Annotated in this window: 10 protein-coding genes and 7 tRNA genes; 3 read left to right on the top strand and 14 right to left on the bottom strand. The window is 53.1% G+C overall.

All coding sequences use genetic code 11. The annotated features are described in order from the left end of the window. Nucleotides 1–47 precede the first annotated feature (47 nt). The gene (miaB, locus tag QEN32_RS15190) at nucleotides 48–1,472 is read right to left on the bottom strand and encodes a tRNA (N6-isopentenyl adenosine(37)-C2)-methylthiotransferase MiaB (protein ID WP_265321911.1); all 1,425 of its coding nucleotides are present in this window, start codon (nucleotides 1,470–1,472) and stop codon (nucleotides 48–50) included. Between the two features lie 143 nt (nucleotides 1,473–1,615). Between miaB and ubiF the strand changes: the two genes are divergently transcribed. Next, a complete protein-coding gene (gene ubiF / locus QEN32_RS15185) occupies nucleotides 1,616–2,791 on the top strand; it encodes a 3-demethoxyubiquinol 3-hydroxylase (protein WP_000184625.1) in 1,176 nt (391 codons plus the stop codon). A gap of 66 nt (nucleotides 2,792–2,857) precedes the next feature. On the opposite strand, the gene QEN32_RS15180 is transcribed toward ubiF, so the two are convergent. The 13 genes from QEN32_RS15180 to nagB form a co-directional block, all read right to left on the bottom strand. Continuing rightward, nucleotides 2,858–3,433 (bottom strand): hypothetical protein, encoded by a 576-nt coding sequence (locus tag QEN32_RS15180; protein WP_001109070.1) that lies wholly within the window; start codon nucleotides 3,431–3,433, stop codon nucleotides 2,858–2,860. Between the two features lie 135 nt (nucleotides 3,434–3,568). Then, nucleotides 3,569–3,643, bottom strand: a tRNA-Gln gene (locus QEN32_RS15175). A gap of 43 nt (nucleotides 3,644–3,686) precedes the next feature. Next, nucleotides 3,687–3,761 (bottom strand) — tRNA-Gln (locus QEN32_RS15170). Between the two features lie 46 nt (nucleotides 3,762–3,807). Then, nucleotides 3,808–3,884: transfer RNA gene (locus QEN32_RS15165), tRNA-Met, on the bottom strand. A 15-nt stretch (nucleotides 3,885–3,899) separates the two neighbouring features. Next, nucleotides 3,900–3,974, bottom strand: a tRNA-Gln gene (locus tag QEN32_RS15160). 35 nt (nucleotides 3,975–4,009) lie between these two features. Next, nucleotides 4,010–4,084, bottom strand: a tRNA-Gln gene (locus QEN32_RS15155). Nucleotides 4,085–4,107: 23 nt separating this feature from the next. Beyond that, nucleotides 4,108–4,192 (bottom strand) — tRNA-Leu (locus QEN32_RS15150). 8 nt (nucleotides 4,193–4,200) lie between these two features. Then, nucleotides 4,201–4,277: transfer RNA gene (locus QEN32_RS15145), tRNA-Met, on the bottom strand. A gap of 221 nt (nucleotides 4,278–4,498) precedes the next feature. Beyond that, entirely contained in the window at nucleotides 4,499–6,163 is a 1,665-nt protein-coding gene (gene asnB / locus QEN32_RS15140; RefSeq protein ID WP_000337032.1) for an asparagine synthase B, read from the bottom strand. 289 nt (nucleotides 6,164–6,452) lie between these two features. Further along, nucleotides 6,453–7,205, bottom strand: a complete 753-nt coding sequence (nagD, locus tag QEN32_RS15135; protein ID WP_000153143.1) for a ribonucleotide monophosphatase NagD — start codon at nucleotides 7,203–7,205, stop codon at nucleotides 6,453–6,455. Between the two features lie 46 nt (nucleotides 7,206–7,251). After that, nucleotides 7,252–8,472: a DNA-binding transcriptional regulator NagC gene (nagC, locus tag QEN32_RS15130; protein ID WP_000187578.1), complete on the bottom strand. Its 1,221-nt coding sequence runs from the start codon at nucleotides 8,470–8,472 to the stop codon at nucleotides 7,252–7,254. A 4-nt stretch (nucleotides 8,473–8,476) separates the two neighbouring features. Next, the gene (gene nagA, locus QEN32_RS15125) at nucleotides 8,477–9,631 is read right to left on the bottom strand and encodes an N-acetylglucosamine-6-phosphate deacetylase (protein WP_000271186.1); all 1,155 of its coding nucleotides are present in this window, start codon (nucleotides 9,629–9,631) and stop codon (nucleotides 8,477–8,479) included. A gap of 59 nt (nucleotides 9,632–9,690) precedes the next feature. Continuing rightward, entirely contained in the window at nucleotides 9,691–10,491 is an 801-nt protein-coding gene (nagB, locus tag QEN32_RS15120) for a glucosamine-6-phosphate deaminase (RefSeq protein WP_001237059.1), read from the bottom strand. Nucleotides 10,492–10,817: 326 nt separating this feature from the next. Here nagB and nagE point away from each other — a divergent pair, with 326 nt between their 5' ends. Further along, a complete protein-coding gene (nagE, locus tag QEN32_RS15115; protein WP_001023069.1) occupies nucleotides 10,818–12,770 on the top strand; it encodes a PTS N-acetyl glucosamine transporter subunit IIABC in 1,953 nt (650 codons plus the stop codon). A 210-nt stretch (nucleotides 12,771–12,980) separates the two neighbouring features. Further along, the gene (gene glnS, locus QEN32_RS15110) at nucleotides 12,981–14,648 is read left to right on the top strand and encodes a glutamine--tRNA ligase (protein WP_001287181.1); all 1,668 of its coding nucleotides are present in this window, start codon (nucleotides 12,981–12,983) and stop codon (nucleotides 14,646–14,648) included. Nucleotides 14,649–14,940: the final 292 nt, after the last annotated feature.

Here is a 14,940-nt window from a genome sequence, read left to right as displayed (position 1 = left end):
GCCCGACAGGCGCAGCGCCATCGGGCATTATTGCCTTTCCTGCAGGATTAAGGCTGGTAGAATCCTACGCCCAGCTCATTTTCTTTACGGGTACGGGCAATGACGGACTCCGGCGTTTCGGCGACGCGCAGACCCATTTTATCTTCGGTACGCACCACTTTTCCGCGCAGGGAGTTCGGATAGACGTCAGTAATTTCCACATCGACAAACTTACCAATCATCTCCGGCGTGCCTTCAAAGTTCACCACCCGATTGTTTTCGGTACGGCCAGACAGTTCCATAATGTTTTTACGTGACGTGCCTTCCACCAGAATGCGCTGTGTCGTGCCGAGCATACGGCGGCTCCATGCCATCGCCTGCTGATTGATACGCTCTTGCAGAATATACAGACGCTGCTTCTTCTCTTCTTCCGGTACGTCATCAACCATATCGGCAGCCGGCGTTCCCGGACGCGCAGAGAAGATAAAGCTGTAGCTCATATCAAAGTTGACGTCAGCGATAAGCTTCATGGTTTTTTCGAAATCATCGGTAGTTTCGCCAGGGAAACCGACGATAAAGTCAGAGCTTATCTGAATGTCCGGCCGCGCCGCGCGCAGTTTACGGATGATTGCTTTATATTCCAGCGCAGTGTGGGTGCGCCCCATCAGATTCAACACGCGATCGGAACCGCTCTGTACCGGCAGATGCAGGAAACTGACCAGTTCCGGCGTATCGCGGTACACCTCGATAATATCGTCGGTGAACTCAATCGGATGGCTGGTGGTAAAGCGAATACGGTCAATGCCGTCGATGGCGGCAACCAGACGCAGCAGATCGGCAAAGGTGCCGGTGGTGCCGTCGTAGTTTTCTCCGCGCCAGGCGTTAACGTTCTGGCCCAGCAGGTTGACCTCACGCACGCCCTGCGCCGCTAACTGGGCGATTTCGAACAGGATATCGTCTGAGGGACGGCTGACTTCTTCACCGCGGGTATACGGTACCACGCAGTAAGTACAATATTTATTGCAGCCTTCCATGATAGAAACGAAAGCGGTCGGGCCTTCGGCGCGCGGTTCCGGCAAACGATCGAACTTCTCGATTTCCGGGAAGCTGATATCGACCACCGGGCTGCGGTCGCCACGCACGGAGTTAATCATCTCCGGCAGGCGGTGTAAGGTTTGCGGACCAAAAATAATGTCGACGTAATGGGCGCGTTGACGAATGTGCTCGCCTTCCTGGGAAGCCACGCAGCCGCCGACGCCGATAATCAGATCGGGATTTTTCTCTTTTAACAGTCTCCAGCGACCTAATTGATGGAAGACTTTTTCCTGAGCCTTCTCGCGGATTGAGCAGGTATTCAACAGCAGCACATCCGCCTCTTCCGCCACGTCGGTCAGTTGATAGCCGTGGGTGGCGTCCAGCAGATCGGCCATCTTCGATGAATCGTACTCGTTCATCTGACAGCCCCAGGTTTTAATATGGAGTTTTTTAGTCATCGACTTGCTCTTGCGAAATAGTGGCTGAAAAGCAGGGCGCATAGTGTAATGCTTTGGCGCGGTTGTGACCAGTATGACTGACGTCAGCCCTAATGGGTAAAAAATCCTGTAAACTTGTCTAAAACGTAACAGGATGAATGACCATGACAAATCAACCAACGGAAATTGCCATTGTCGGCGGGGGAATGGTCGGCGGCGCGCTGGCGCTGGGTCTGGCGCAGCAAGGGTTTACGGTGATGGTAATAGAACATGCCGCGCCTGCGCCGTTTGTGGCTGACAGCCAGCCTGACGTGCGGATTTCGGCCATTAGCGCGGCATCCGTGGCGCTGCTCAAGGGACTGGGCGTTTGGGAGGCGGTGCAGGGGATGCGTAGCCATCCTTATCGGCGACTGGAGACCTGGGAGTGGGAAAACGCCCATGTGGTGTTCGACGCCGCTGAACTCAAGCTGCCGCTGTTAGGCTATATGGTAGAGAACAACGTCCTGCAACAGGCGCTGTGGCAGGCGCTGGAAGCGCACCCCGGCGTGACGCTGCGCGTTCCGGCTTCACTGGCGGCATTGCACCGCCGCCACGATGGTTATGCGCTGGAACTGGCCGACGGCGAATGGGTAACGCCGAAGTTAGTGATTGGCGCCGACGGCGCGAATTCGCAGGTTCGGCAAATGGCGGGAATTGGCATTCATGCCTGGCAATATGCGCAGTCGTGTATGCTTATCACCGTCAAGTGTGAAAATGCGCCAGGCGACAGCACCTGGCAGCAGTTTACGCCAACGGGGCCGCGCGCCTTTTTGCCGCTGTTCGACGATTGGGCGTCGCTGGTGTGGTATGACGCTCCGGCACGTATTCGCCAGCTACAGAGTTTATCGATGACGCAATTGCAGGTGGAAATTAACCAGCACTTTCCGGCGCGTCTGGGGGCGGTGATGCCTGTCGCGGCGGGCGCGTTTCCGCTAACCCGTCGTCACGCGTTGCAGTATGCGCAACCGGGGCTGGCGCTGGTAGGCGACGCGGCGCATACCATTCATCCGCTGGCCGGGCAGGGCGTCAACCTGGGGTATCGGGATGTTGATGCGTTGATTGATGTGCTGGCGAGTGCCCGTAGCTATGGCGAGTCCTGGGCCAGCCATTCGGTGTTGAAACGCTATCAGACGCGGCGCATGGCAGATAATTTTATGATGCAAAGTGGAATGGATCTGTTTTATGCCGGGTTCAGCAATGAATTGCCGCCGCTGCGTATTTTACGCAATATGGGGCTGATGGCGGCGCAGCGCGCAGGCGTGCTAAAACGTCAGGCGCTGAAATATGCGTTGGGGTTGTAACCCGTTGAATGCCTTACCCGGCTTGTAAAAACGCTCAATTGCAGGTCGGGTAAGCGTATTGACATCTTACTTTACTGCAAATAAAGCACATAAACCTAATTTCCCTTTGAAATCAAACTCATACCAAGGTGATGCCATTTCAATTGTGCATACGTTGTATTGGCAACGTACTACTTTATGTAGCATCAGTAATGTGGAACTCATTGATTTTACAAGAATCGCCAGGGTGATTAATGCGGCGATAATCCGATACCACGTCAGTGTTGCATGTTGGACATCAAACCACAGAATATAAAAAGTGATGATGTGAAGAATGACTTTGCTGGACAGGGCGCGAATATAGAATCCACGCAGCGCCGTTTTCGAGGAAAACGCGACATTAATCAGCGCGCTTTGTTTTTCTTGCACAGGGATCCCTGGCAGATACACTATCCATTCCGCACTATTCTGGCGCAACATGACGGCCTTTTTCTGGTGCAGTATATGTAGCCTCATTGACACTGCCACGGGGTAAACCAGACCCAAAATAATCAACCAGGCGGCGCTGGCCGTGATATCAATGAAGGTGAAAGCGCAGAGCAAGACGACCATAAAAAATGTTAATGGCTGCAAAAAGAGATACCAACAAAACTGGTAATTCATTGTGAGGTTACCGAACGATCCCTGTAAGGCTTTATCATAGCGTTTTACTGATAGCAGGGCATTGAGGGGGAAACCTCTTTCGGAATTTATAAACGCAGAAAAGCAAAAAGCTCGCCGAAGCGAGCTTTTTAAAAGTGGCTGGGGTACGAGGATTCGAACCTCGGAATGCCGGAATCAGAATCCGGTGCCTTACCGCTTGGCGATACCCCAATTGTCGTACTTCTTGCGCTCATTAGCAGAGCGTCTTTAAAACTGGCTGGGGTACGAGGATTCGAACCTCGGAATGCCGGAATCAGAATCCGGTGCCTTACCGCTTGGCGATACCCCAACAAATTATTTTCGAACCGGTCGAATACCTCGACGCGTTCTGAATATGGTGGCTACGACGGGATTCGAACCTGTGACCCCATCATTATGAGTGATGTGCTCTAACCAACTGAGCTACGTAGCCAGATGATTTCTTCGATGGCTGGGGTACCTGGATTCGAACCAGGGAATGCCGGTATCAAAAACCGGTGCCTTACCGCTTGGCGATACCCCAATACCGTCGCGGTGAACCGCAAACTCGAAGAAATATGGCTGGGGTACCTGGATTCGAACCAGGGAATGCCGGTATCAAAAACCGGTGCCTTACCGCTTGGCGATACCCCATCCGTACAACGCTTATCGGTGAATGGTGCGGGAGGCGAGACTTGAACTCGCACACCTTGCGGCGCCAGAACCTAAATCTGGTGCGTCTACCAATTTCGCCACTCCCGCAAAAAAGATGGTGGCTACGACGGGATTCGAACCTGTGACCCCATCATTATGAGTGATGTGCTCTAACCAACTGAGCTACGTAGCCATCTTTTTTCGCGTTACCTTATCGGCGTTGCGGGGCGCATTATGCGTATTGAGCCTTGAAGCGTCAACCTCTTTTTCATCGAAAAACGTCGGAAAGTGTCTGTTTGGTTAGGTTGCGAACAGCGTGGCGCAATATTCGGCAATTATTGGTTATTAATCGTTTTTCCGAAAGTGGTTTGCTATAAAAAAAGAGCCCCTAAGGACTCTTTCGTCATCGTTAATTTACTGGTACGCCGACTGATGCACGCCGACCGCGCGGCCTGACGGGTCATCCATCGTTTTGAATGCTTCATCCCACTCAATGGCTTTGGCGGAAGAACAGGCCACGGACGGGCCGCCGGGTACGCATTCCGCCGCGCTCGGCACCGGGAACAGCTCTTCAAAAATTTCCCGGTACAAGTACGCCTCTTTAGACGACGGCGTGTTGTATGGAAAGCGGAAGCGGGCGGTTTCCAGTTGTTGATCGGAAATCTGTTTCGCCGCCACCTCTTTTAGCGTATCGATCCAGCTGTAGCCTACGCCGTCAGAGAACTGCTCTTTCTGACGCCACGCGACGCTTGCTGGCAGATAAGACTCGAAGCACTCGCGCAGCACGTGTTTTTCCATCTTGCCGTTGCCGCACATTTTATCCTGTGGGTTGATACGCATCGCCACGTCGAGGAATTTTTTATCCAGGAACGGTACGCGCGCTTCCACGCCCCAGGCGGACATCGCTTTGTTGGCGCGGGCGCAGTCATACATATGCAGCGCCTGTAGCTTACGGACCGTCTCTTCATGTAACTCTTTGGCGTTCGGCGCTTTATGGAAGTACAGGTAGCCGCCAAACACCTCATCGGAACCTTCGCCGGAGAGCACCATTTTGATGCCCATCGCTTTGATCTTACGCGACATCAGATACATCGGCGTTGAGGCGCGGATAGTGGTCACGTCATAGGTTTCAATGTGATAGATAACATCACGAATGGCATCAAGGCCTTCCTGCACGGTGAAGTGAATTTCATGGTGCACGGTGCCGAGGTGGTTAGCCACTTCCTGGGCCGCCTTCAGGTCAGGCGAACCTTCCAGACCGACCGCAAAAGAGTGCAACTGTGGCCACCAGGCTTCGGAGCGCTCCTGATCTTCGACGCGACGGGCGGCGAATTTTTTGGTGATTGCCGAAATAATCGACGAGTCCAGACCGCCGGAGAGCAGCACGCCATAGGGCACGTCGGACATCAGGTGGCTTTTCACGGATTCTTCCAGCGCCTGACGCAGCGCGTTTTTGTCGGTGACGTTGTCTTTTACCGCATCGTAATCGAACCAGTCGCGCTGATAGTACTGACGAATTTCGCCGTCTTTGCTCCACAGGTAGCTGCCCGCCGGGAACTCTTTAATGGTGCGGCAGACCGGGGTCAGCGCTTTCATTTCTGACGCTACGTAGAAGTTGCCGAATTCGTCATAGCCCATATAGAGCGGAATAATACCGATATGGTCACGACCAATCAGATAAGCGTCTTTTTCGCTGTCATACAGGGCGAAGGCGAACATCCCCTGTAAATCGTCAAGGAAATCCGGCCCTTTTTCCTGATATAGCGCGAGGATAACTTCGCAGTCGGAGCCTGTCTGGAACGCGTAACGATCGCCATACTCCGCGCGTAACGTTTGATGGTTATAAATTTCACCGTTCACCGCCAGCACGTGGGTTTTTCTGGCGTTATACAGGGGCTGGGCGCCGGCGTTAACATCAACAATCGACAAACGTTCATGTGCGAGAATCGCGTTATCGCAAGCGTAGATGCCGGACCAGTCCGGGCCGCGATGGCGCATCAGGCGTGACAGTTCAAGGGCCTTTTTACGCAGTTCCGCTGCATCTGTTTTGATATCGAATACGCCGAAAATAGAACACATAGCCTTCTCCGTTAATCTGTTGCGTCGTACTTTTTGTGTTTGCTTGACTAAAAAATGCCGCAAAGGCGTGGAAGGCGCAAGGGGATTACGGTCTGAAAAATGAAAAATGCAATCGTCATTGTTGATTAGTGAAAAATGATTACATATTGCGCGGATTTATTGATGAATCTTCAGTTTTATCGTGGATTAATTGAATTATGTTTTTCCTGATGGCGTTTCGCTTATCAGACCTACAATGTTGTTCGAACCGTAGGCCTGAAAGCTATGCGTCATCAGGCAGGGGACAGGTTTAGATAACGTCGATCTCGGCGACGGAAGGGTAAATCCAGCTTGGGCGGAACGGCATACTGTCAATATCATTGATTGTTGATACGCCTGAAAGCACCAGAATGGTCTCCAGACCGGCCTGGAATCCTGCCAGAATGTCGGTGCGCAGGTTGTCGCCGACGATAACGGTCTCTTCCGAGTGCGCCTGCATTTTGTTTAATGCCGCGCGGATGATCCACGGGCTGGGTTTGCCGACATAAAACGGCTTCCGGCCGGAAATTTTTTCAATGCCTGCGCACAGCGCGCCGCAGGCCGGATAAAAGCCGCGACCGTGGGTATCCGGGTTGGTGGCGATAAAGCGCGCGCCATTGGCGACGAAAAATGCCGCTTTATGCATCATGTCCCAGTTGTAGGAGCGGGTCTCTCCAACGATGACAAAATCAGGGTTCACATCGGTAATGGTAAAACCCGCTTTATAGAGCTCGTGAATAAGCGCGCCTTCGCCCACGACATACGCTTTCTTACCTTCCTGACGGCGCAGAAAATCGGCTGTCGCCATTGCTGACGTATAAAACACGCTGTCCGGCACGTTAACGCCAGCGGTAGCAAAACGGTTCGCCAGATCCTGGCCGGTTTGCGACGGGTAATTGGTCAGCAGCACCAGCGGCAGACCTTTTTCCAGAATCCCCGTCAGAAATTCCGCCGCACCGGGTACGGCTACGTTGTCGTGCATCAGCACGCCGTCGATATCGCAGATTACATTCTTGATGGTCATGAACTACCCAGGGAATTTGTGAATAATCCGATACTATAAGAGCACATCAACTTTCCAGCAAACGTTGCAGCAATGTTCCGTTGAGCATGGCGCGTTTAACTAAGGCAAATGCGCCGATAGCAGAACGGTGATCCAGCGTGGAGCGTACCACCGGCAAATTTTTGCGAAAGGCCTTTAACGCCTGCGTATTGATACAGCTTTCGATAGCGGGCAACAGGACTTTATCGGCTTCAATGATCTCGCCGGCAATGACGATTTTTTGCGGATTAAACAGGTTGATAGCAATGGCGATCGTTTTGCCCAAATGGCGACCAACATGCTCAATGACTTCCGAGGCCAGGCTGTCGCCCCGGTTTGCCGCCTTACAGATGGTTTTAATCGTGCAGTCGTCAAGCGGAACACGGCTTTGATACCCTTGTTTAAGCAAATTCAGCACCCGTTGTTCAATCGCCGCATTGGCGGCAATGGTTTCCAGACAGCCGAAATTACCGCAGTGGCAGCGCTCGCCCAACGGCTCCACCTGAATATGCCCAATTTCGCCGACGTTGCCGTTACGGCCAATGAAGATGCGTCCGTTGGAGATAATCCCGGCGCCTGTACCACGATGAACGCGCACCAGAATCGAGTCCTCGCAATCCTGACTGGCGCCGAAGTAGTGTTCCGCCAGCGCCAGGCTACGGATATCGTGTCCCACGAAACAGGTAACGTGAAACCGTTTTTCCAGCGCTTCGACCAGTCCCCAGTTTTCAACCTGAATGTGCGGCATGTAACGAATCACGCCGCTTTCCGGATCGACAAGCCCTGGCAGGATCACCGAGATAGCGATCAATTCACGAATTTTACGCTGACAGCTATCAATAAAGACGGCGATGGTGTTGAGCAGCGCATGTTCCAGCGTCTCCTGGGTGCGCTCCGGTAGCGGATAATGCTCCTCAGCGACCACTTTACTGCTCAGATCGTAGAGCGTTAAAGTGGTGTCATGACGGCCCAGGCGAACGCCAATGGCGTGGAAGTTACGGGTTTCCGTGACGATAGAGATAGCGCGGCGGCCTCCGGTAGAGGCCTGCTGATCGACTTCTTTGATCAGCCCGCGTTCAATGAGTTGACGCGTAATTTTCGTTACGCTGGCGGGAGCAAGCTGGCTTTGCTCGGCAATTTGTATGCGCGAGATAGGACCATGCTGGTCAATCAGGCGGTAAACGGCCGCGCTGTTAAGCTGTTTTACGAGATCAACGTTACCTATCTGAGCTTGTCCGCCTGGTGTCATATTCTCACTTACTCAAGTCAACGACCTCGTCACCATTAACGATGGTCTTGATAATTTTAAAATCGTGGGTGAACGCGGTCAGGTTGGCGACTTTACCCGGCGCAATGCTACCGAGATGTTTATCAACGCCGATAGCGCGAGCTGGATAGAGCGTTGCCATGCGCAGCACTTCATCCAGCGCGATGCCGCAATGCGCGACCAGGTTGCGTACGCCTTCAATCATGGTTAAGGACGAACCGCTCAACGTACCGTTTTCATCCACACACAGTCCATTGCGGTAGTATATTGTTTTACCTGCGAAAATGAACTGCTCAATATTGGCCCCCGCCGGTGCGGTGGCGTCTGTCACCAGACAAAGTTTGTCGCCTTTAAGGCGTTTGGCATTGCGAATGTTGGCGTAGTCGACATGCAGACCATCGGCGATAACGCCGCAATAAATATCCGCTTCGTCCAGAACAGCGCCAGCAAGGCCCGGCTCACGCCCTGTAATGTACGGCATCGCATTAAACAGGTGAGTCGCAAAGGTAATCCCGGCGCGGAAGCCCGCTTTTGCCTCTTTTAACGTCGCGTTGGAGTGACCTGCGGAAACCACAATGCCCGCATTCGCCAGTTTAGCGATTACGTCGGCAGGCACCATTTCCGGCGCGAGTGTAACTTTGGTGATGACGTCGGCATTATCGCACAAGAAATCGACCAGCGCAGCGTCTGGTTTACGCACGAAATCAGGATTATGGGTGCCTTTTTTTACCAGATTAAGCCAGGGGCCTTCCAGGTGGAGACCCAGCGCCTGGTGCGGATGTTTTTCCAGGTATTCGCGCATGACGCGAATGCCCTGTTTCATCAATTCGTCGCTGGTAGTGATAAGCGTTGGCAGAAAGTTAGTACAGCCCGATTTTTCATTGGCTTTCTGCATAATTTCCAGCGTTTCAACGCTGACGGCTTCTGCGGTATCGTTAAACTGCACGCCGCCGCAGCCGTTTAGCTGCACATCAATAAAACCGGGGGAGAGAATGGCCCCATTCAATGAGCGTTGTTCTATTCCCGGCGGCAGTTCGGCCATCGGACAAACGCGGTCAATCAGGCCATTAGCGACAACAAGCGCATGGTCATCAAGAATTTCGTGACCGGTAAAGATCCGGCCCTGGGTTAAAGCATACATTCCGACCCCCGATATCAAAAATTTACCGCCCCGCATTGACTGGCGGGGCGGAGACAACATTACAGACCTTTAATATTCTCTGCTTCTAATTCATTGAAATATTTCAATGTTTTAACTTTAAGTTCCATTGTGGACGGCTCATCGCATACCACAACCGCTTTCGGATGGAGTTGCAGGCAGCTAATGGTCCACATGTGGTTGACGTTGCCTTCAACCGCCGCCTGCAGCGCCTGGGCTTTCTGATGGCCCAGCACCAGAATCATCACTTCTTCCGCATCCAGCAGGGTGCCTACGCCTACCGTCAGCGCGTATTTCGGCACCTGGTTTACGTCGCCGTCAAAGAAGCGGGAGTTCGCTACGCGAGTATCATGGGTTAACGTTTTGATACGGGTACGGGAAGCCAGGGAAGAAGCCGGTTCGTTAAAGGCGATGTGACCGTCATTGCCGACGCCGCCCATAAACAGATGGATTTTACCGTAAGAACGAATTTTTTCTTCATATTGACGGCATTCTGCATCGATATCCGGTGCGTTACCGTTGAGAAGATTGATGTTTTCTGCTGGAATATCAACGTGATCGAAAAAGTTACGATGCATAAAGCTGTGGTAGCTTTCCGGGTGCTCTTTCGGCAGGCCAACATATTCGTCCATATTAAAGGTGACCACATGCTTAAAGCTGACCTCGCCCGCTTTGTGCATCTCAACCAGCGCTTTGTACGCCGTTAGCGGCGTGCCGCCGGTAGGCAGCCCAAGGACAAACGGACGATCGGCGGTCGGTTTGAACGCATTAATACGGTTAACGATATGGCGAGCGGCCCATTTGCCAACCTGTTCTGCGGTACTCAGGGGGATCAGTCTCATTCTTCACCTCAATAATCAATGTCAAAATTTGGCGGATCGTATTAAGCGTAACCTGGATATCCAGGGTTCGTGTTCAATCCGTCCTGATTTTTTGAATCATAAAATAAGTTTTCCGTGTTAGCCAGTGGATGGTGGGGGTGATTACGATATTTAGTGATTATAATCACAAAAAACACCCGTTTAATTTGCGAGGCGAATTAATTTTCCACACACTCTGCAGAAGATGATCTCACCGTTCGATTACAGAACATCACGTTTTTAACGTTTGCAGCACAATAAAAAACGGCTTCAAAGAAGCCATATCGGCGTCTCGTAGGGGGAATAAGATGAATATTTTAGGTTTTTTCCAGCGGCTGGGTAGGGCGTTGCAGCTCCCTATCGCCGTGTTGCCGGTGGCAGCGTTGTTGCTGCGATTCGGCCAACCAGATTTGCTGAATATGCCGTTTATCGCGCAAGCGGGCGGGTCTATTTTCGATAACCTGGCGCTGGTTTTCGCTATCGGCGTGGCCTCCAGTTGGTCTAAAGATAGCGCGGGCGCGGCAGCGCTGGCGGGAGCCGTGGGTTACTTCGTCATGACCAAAGCGATGGTGACGATTAACCCGGAAATCAACATGGGCGTGCTGGCGGGGATTATTACCGGTCTGGTCGGCGGCGCGGTTTATAATCGCTGGTCTGGTATCAAACTGCCTGATTTTCTCAGTTTCTTCGGTGGAAAACGTTTTGTGCCGATCGCAACGGGCTTTTTCTGTCTGGTGCTGGCCGCTATTTTCGGTTACGTCTGGCCGCCGGTACAGCATGGCATCCATGCGGGCGGTGAATGGATCGTTTCCGCAGGCGCGCTGGGTTCCGGTATCTTTGGCTTCATCAACCGTCTGCTGATCCCCACCGGCCTGCATCAGGTACTGAACACCATCGCCTGGTTCCAGATTGGTGAATTCACCAATGCCGCAGGCACTGTATTCCACGGCGACATCAACCGCTTCTATGCTGGCGACGGCACGGCGGGGATGTTTATGTCCGGCTTCTTCCCGATCATGATGTTTGGTCTGCCGGGCGCCGCTCTGGCGATGTATTTCGCCGCGCCGAAAGAACGTCGTCCGATGGTGGGCGGTATGCTGCTGTCTGTCGCGATCACCGCGTTTCTGACCGGCGTAACCGAGCCGCTGGAATTCCTGTTTATGTTCCTGGCGCCGCTGCTGTACCTCCTGCACGCCATTTTGACCGGTATCAGCCTGTTTGTCGCGACGTTGCTGGGTATCCATGCGGGCTTCTCTTTCTCGGCAGGCGCGATCGACTATGTTCTGATGTATAACCTGCCAGCGGCCAGCAATAACGTCTGGATGTTGCTGGTGATGGGCGTTGTATTCTTTATCATCTACTTCCTGCTGTTCAGCGCGGTTATTCGTATGTTTAACCTGAAAACGCCGGGCCGCGAAGATAAAGTTGATGAGATGGTAACGGAAGAAGCCAACAGCAACACCGAAGAAGGGTTAACGCAACTGGCGACCAGCTATATTGCTGCGGTTGGCGGTACGGACAACCTGAAAGCGATCGATGCGTGTATTACCCGTCTGCGCCTGACCGTAAACGACTCTGCTCGCGTCAACGATGCGGCCTGCAAACGCCTCGGCGCTTCCGGCGTGGTGAAACTGAACAAACAGACCATTCAGGTTATTGTCGGCGCGAAAGCGGAATCGATTGGCGATGAAATGAAGAAAGTGGTGGCGCGGGGGCCGGTCGCGGCAGCGTCTGCTGATGCGGCTCACGTTGCGACACCTGCTCCGGCGGCCAAACCCCAGGCGGTGCCGAATGCGGTGACTATCGCTGAACTGGTCTCTCCGATTACCGGTGAGGTAGTGGCGCTGGATCAGGTACCGGATGAAGCGTTCGCCAGCAAAGCGGTCGGCGACGGCGTGGCGGTGAAACCCACCGATAAAACCGTGGTTTCTCCGGCGGCGGGTACTATCGTGAAAATCTTCAACACTAACCACGCGTTCTGTCTGGAAACCGAAAAAGGCGCGGAGATCGTTGTCCATATGGGTATCGATACCGTCGCGCTGAACGGTCAGGGCTTCAAGCGTCTGGTTGAAGAGGGTGCGGAAGTCACGGCGGGTCAGCCGGTTCTGGAACTGGATCTGGACTTCCTGAATGCCAATGCGCGTTCGATGATAAGCCCGGTTGTTTGCAGCAACAGCGATGACTTCAGCGCTCTGGTCATCAAAGCGGATGGTCACGTGGTAGCGGGTCAAACGCCACTGTACGAGATCAAGAGCAAATAATCGCTTCCTGGCCGGATAAGGCGTAAGACGTCATCCGGCGATATCACAGAAAACATAAGCGGCAGAGGGAAACCTTCGCCGCTTTTTTTTACCGCAATTAGCCCCAATATTTTCTGCAAAGCCACTTTTTAAGTAACTAAAGGTTGTCAGTCTGTCCGGCTTATAAGATCATATGCCGTTATACGTTGTTTACGCTTTGAGGAATCCACGATGAGTGAGGCTGAAGCCCGCCCGACTAACTTTATTCGTCAGATTATTGATGAAGATCTGGCGAGTGGTAAACATACCACTGTCCATACCCGTTTTCCGCCGGAGCCGAATGGCTATCTGCACATCGGCCACGCGAAATCTATCTGCCTGAACTTTGGCATCGCGCAAGATTATCAGGGCCAGTGCAACCTGCGTTTCGATGACACCAACCCGGTAAAAGAAGATATCGAGTACGTTGATTCGATCAAAAACGACGTCGAGTGGTTAGGCTTTCACTGGTCTGGCGATATTCGCTACTCCTCCGATTACTTTGACCAACTGCACGCCTATGCGGTCGAGCTGATCAATAAAGGCCTGGCCTACGTTGATGAGCTGACGCCGGAGCAGATCCGCGAATACCGCGGTACGCTGACCGCGCCGGGTAAAAACAGCCCGTTCCGCGATCGCAGCGTCGAAGAAAACCTCGCGCTATTTGAAAAAATGCGTACCGGCGGTTTTGAAGAGGGTAAAGCCTGTCTGCGCGCCAAAATCGACATGGCGTCGCCGTTTATCGTGATGCGCGATCCGGTGCTGTATCGCATTAAATTCGCCGAGCATCATCAGACCGGCAACAAGTGGTGCATCTACCCGATGTACGACTTTACTCACTGCATCAGCGATGCGCTGGAAGGTATTACTCATTCTCTGTGTACGCTGGAGTTCCAGGACAACCGTCGTCTGTACGACTGGGTACTGGACAACATCACCATTCCGGTTCACCCGCGCCAGTACGAATTCTCGCGCCTGAATCTGGAATACACCGTGATGTCCAAGCGTAAGCTGAATCTGCTGGTGACCGACAAACACGTCGAAGGCTGGGATGATCCGCGTATGCCGACTATTTCCGGTCTGCGCCGTCGCGGCTATACCGCGGCCTCCATTCGGGAGTTCTGCAAACGCATCGGCGTCACCAAGCAGGACAACACCATTGAGATGGCGTCGCTGGAATCCTGCATTCGCGAAGATCTGAACGAAAACGCGCCGCGCGCAATGGCGGTAATCGATCCGGTAAAACTGGTTATCGAAAACTACCCGCAGGGTGAGAGCGAAATGGTTACCATGCCTAACCATCCGAATAAACCGGAGATGGGCAGCCGTGAAGTGCCGTTTAGCGGTGAGATCTGGATCGATCGCGCAGATTTCCGCGAAGAAGCGAACAAGCAGTACAAGCGTCTGGTGATGGGCAAAGAAGTGCGTCTGCGTAATGCCTACGTCATTAAAGCGGAGCGCGTAGAGAAGGATGCCGAAGGGAATATCACCACCATCTTCTGTACCTATGATGCCGATACGCTGAGTAAAGATCCGGCTGACGGGCGTAAAGTGAAAGGCGTAATCCACTGGGTTAGCGCAGCACATGCGCTGCCGATTGAAATTCGTCTCTACGACCGTCTGTTCAGCGTGCCGAATCCGGGCGCCGCGGAGGACTTCCTGTCCGTTATCAACCCCGAATCATTAGTGATTAAGCAGGGGTATGGCGAGCCGTCGCTGAAAGCGGCGGTAGCAGGGAAAGCTTTCCAGTTTGAACGTGAAGGCTACTTCTGCCTCGACAGCCGCTATGCAACGGCCGATAAGCTGGTCTTTAACCGCACCGTGGGCCTGCGTGATACCTGGGCGAAAGCGGGCGAATAAGCACTGCGCCAACAGGCGAATGCTGTAAAAATACCTTGTCAACGCCGCGTTTTGCGGCGTTTTTTCTCTGCATTTCCAAGAGCCTATCCCATTAGGGCTATTTTACTTGCCATTTTGGACCTGGGCAGTGCTCGCCAAAACGCGTTAGCGTTTTGAACGCCGCTAGCGGCGGCCCGAAGGGCGAGCGTAGCGAGTCAAACCTCACGTACTACGTGTACGCTCCGGTTTTTGCGCGCTGTCCGTGTCCAAACTGGCTGCGCCAATAACGCCTGGTGGGATAGGCTCTAAGTCG

This window comes from Salmonella sp. SA14318 (assembly GCF_029866905.1).
In the GTDB taxonomy this organism is placed as follows: domain Bacteria; phylum Pseudomonadota; class Gammaproteobacteria; order Enterobacterales; family Enterobacteriaceae; genus Salmonella; species Salmonella enterica.
The sequence above is the reverse complement of the archived record's forward strand: the minus strand, read 5'-3'. Positions and strand labels throughout refer to the sequence as shown.

Coding starts and splice junctions, on each gene's coding strand:
- miaB (WP_265321911.1), bottom strand. CDS start 1,472: ATGACTAAAAAACTCCATATTAAAACCTGGGGCTGTCAGATGAACGAG.
- ubiF (WP_000184625.1), top strand. CDS start 1,616: ATGACAAATCAACCAACGGAAATTGCCATTGTCGGCGGGGGAATGGTC.
- QEN32_RS15180 (WP_001109070.1), bottom strand. CDS start 3,433: ATGAATTACCAGTTTTGTTGGTATCTCTTTTTGCAGCCATTAACATTT.
- asnB (WP_000337032.1), bottom strand. CDS start 6,163: ATGTGTTCTATTTTCGGCGTATTCGATATCAAAACAGATGCAGCGGAA.
- nagD (WP_000153143.1), bottom strand. CDS start 7,205: ATGACCATCAAGAATGTAATCTGCGATATCGACGGCGTGCTGATGCAC.
- nagC (WP_000187578.1), bottom strand. CDS start 8,472: ATGACACCAGGCGGACAAGCTCAGATAGGTAACGTTGATCTCGTAAAA.
- nagA (WP_000271186.1), bottom strand. CDS start 9,631: ATGTATGCTTTAACCCAGGGCCGGATCTTTACCGGTCACGAAATTCTT.
- nagB (WP_001237059.1), bottom strand. CDS start 10,491: ATGAGACTGATCCCCCTGAGTACCGCAGAACAGGTTGGCAAATGGGCC.
- nagE (WP_001023069.1), top strand. CDS start 10,818: ATGAATATTTTAGGTTTTTTCCAGCGGCTGGGTAGGGCGTTGCAGCTC.
- glnS (WP_001287181.1), top strand. CDS start 12,981: ATGAGTGAGGCTGAAGCCCGCCCGACTAACTTTATTCGTCAGATTATT.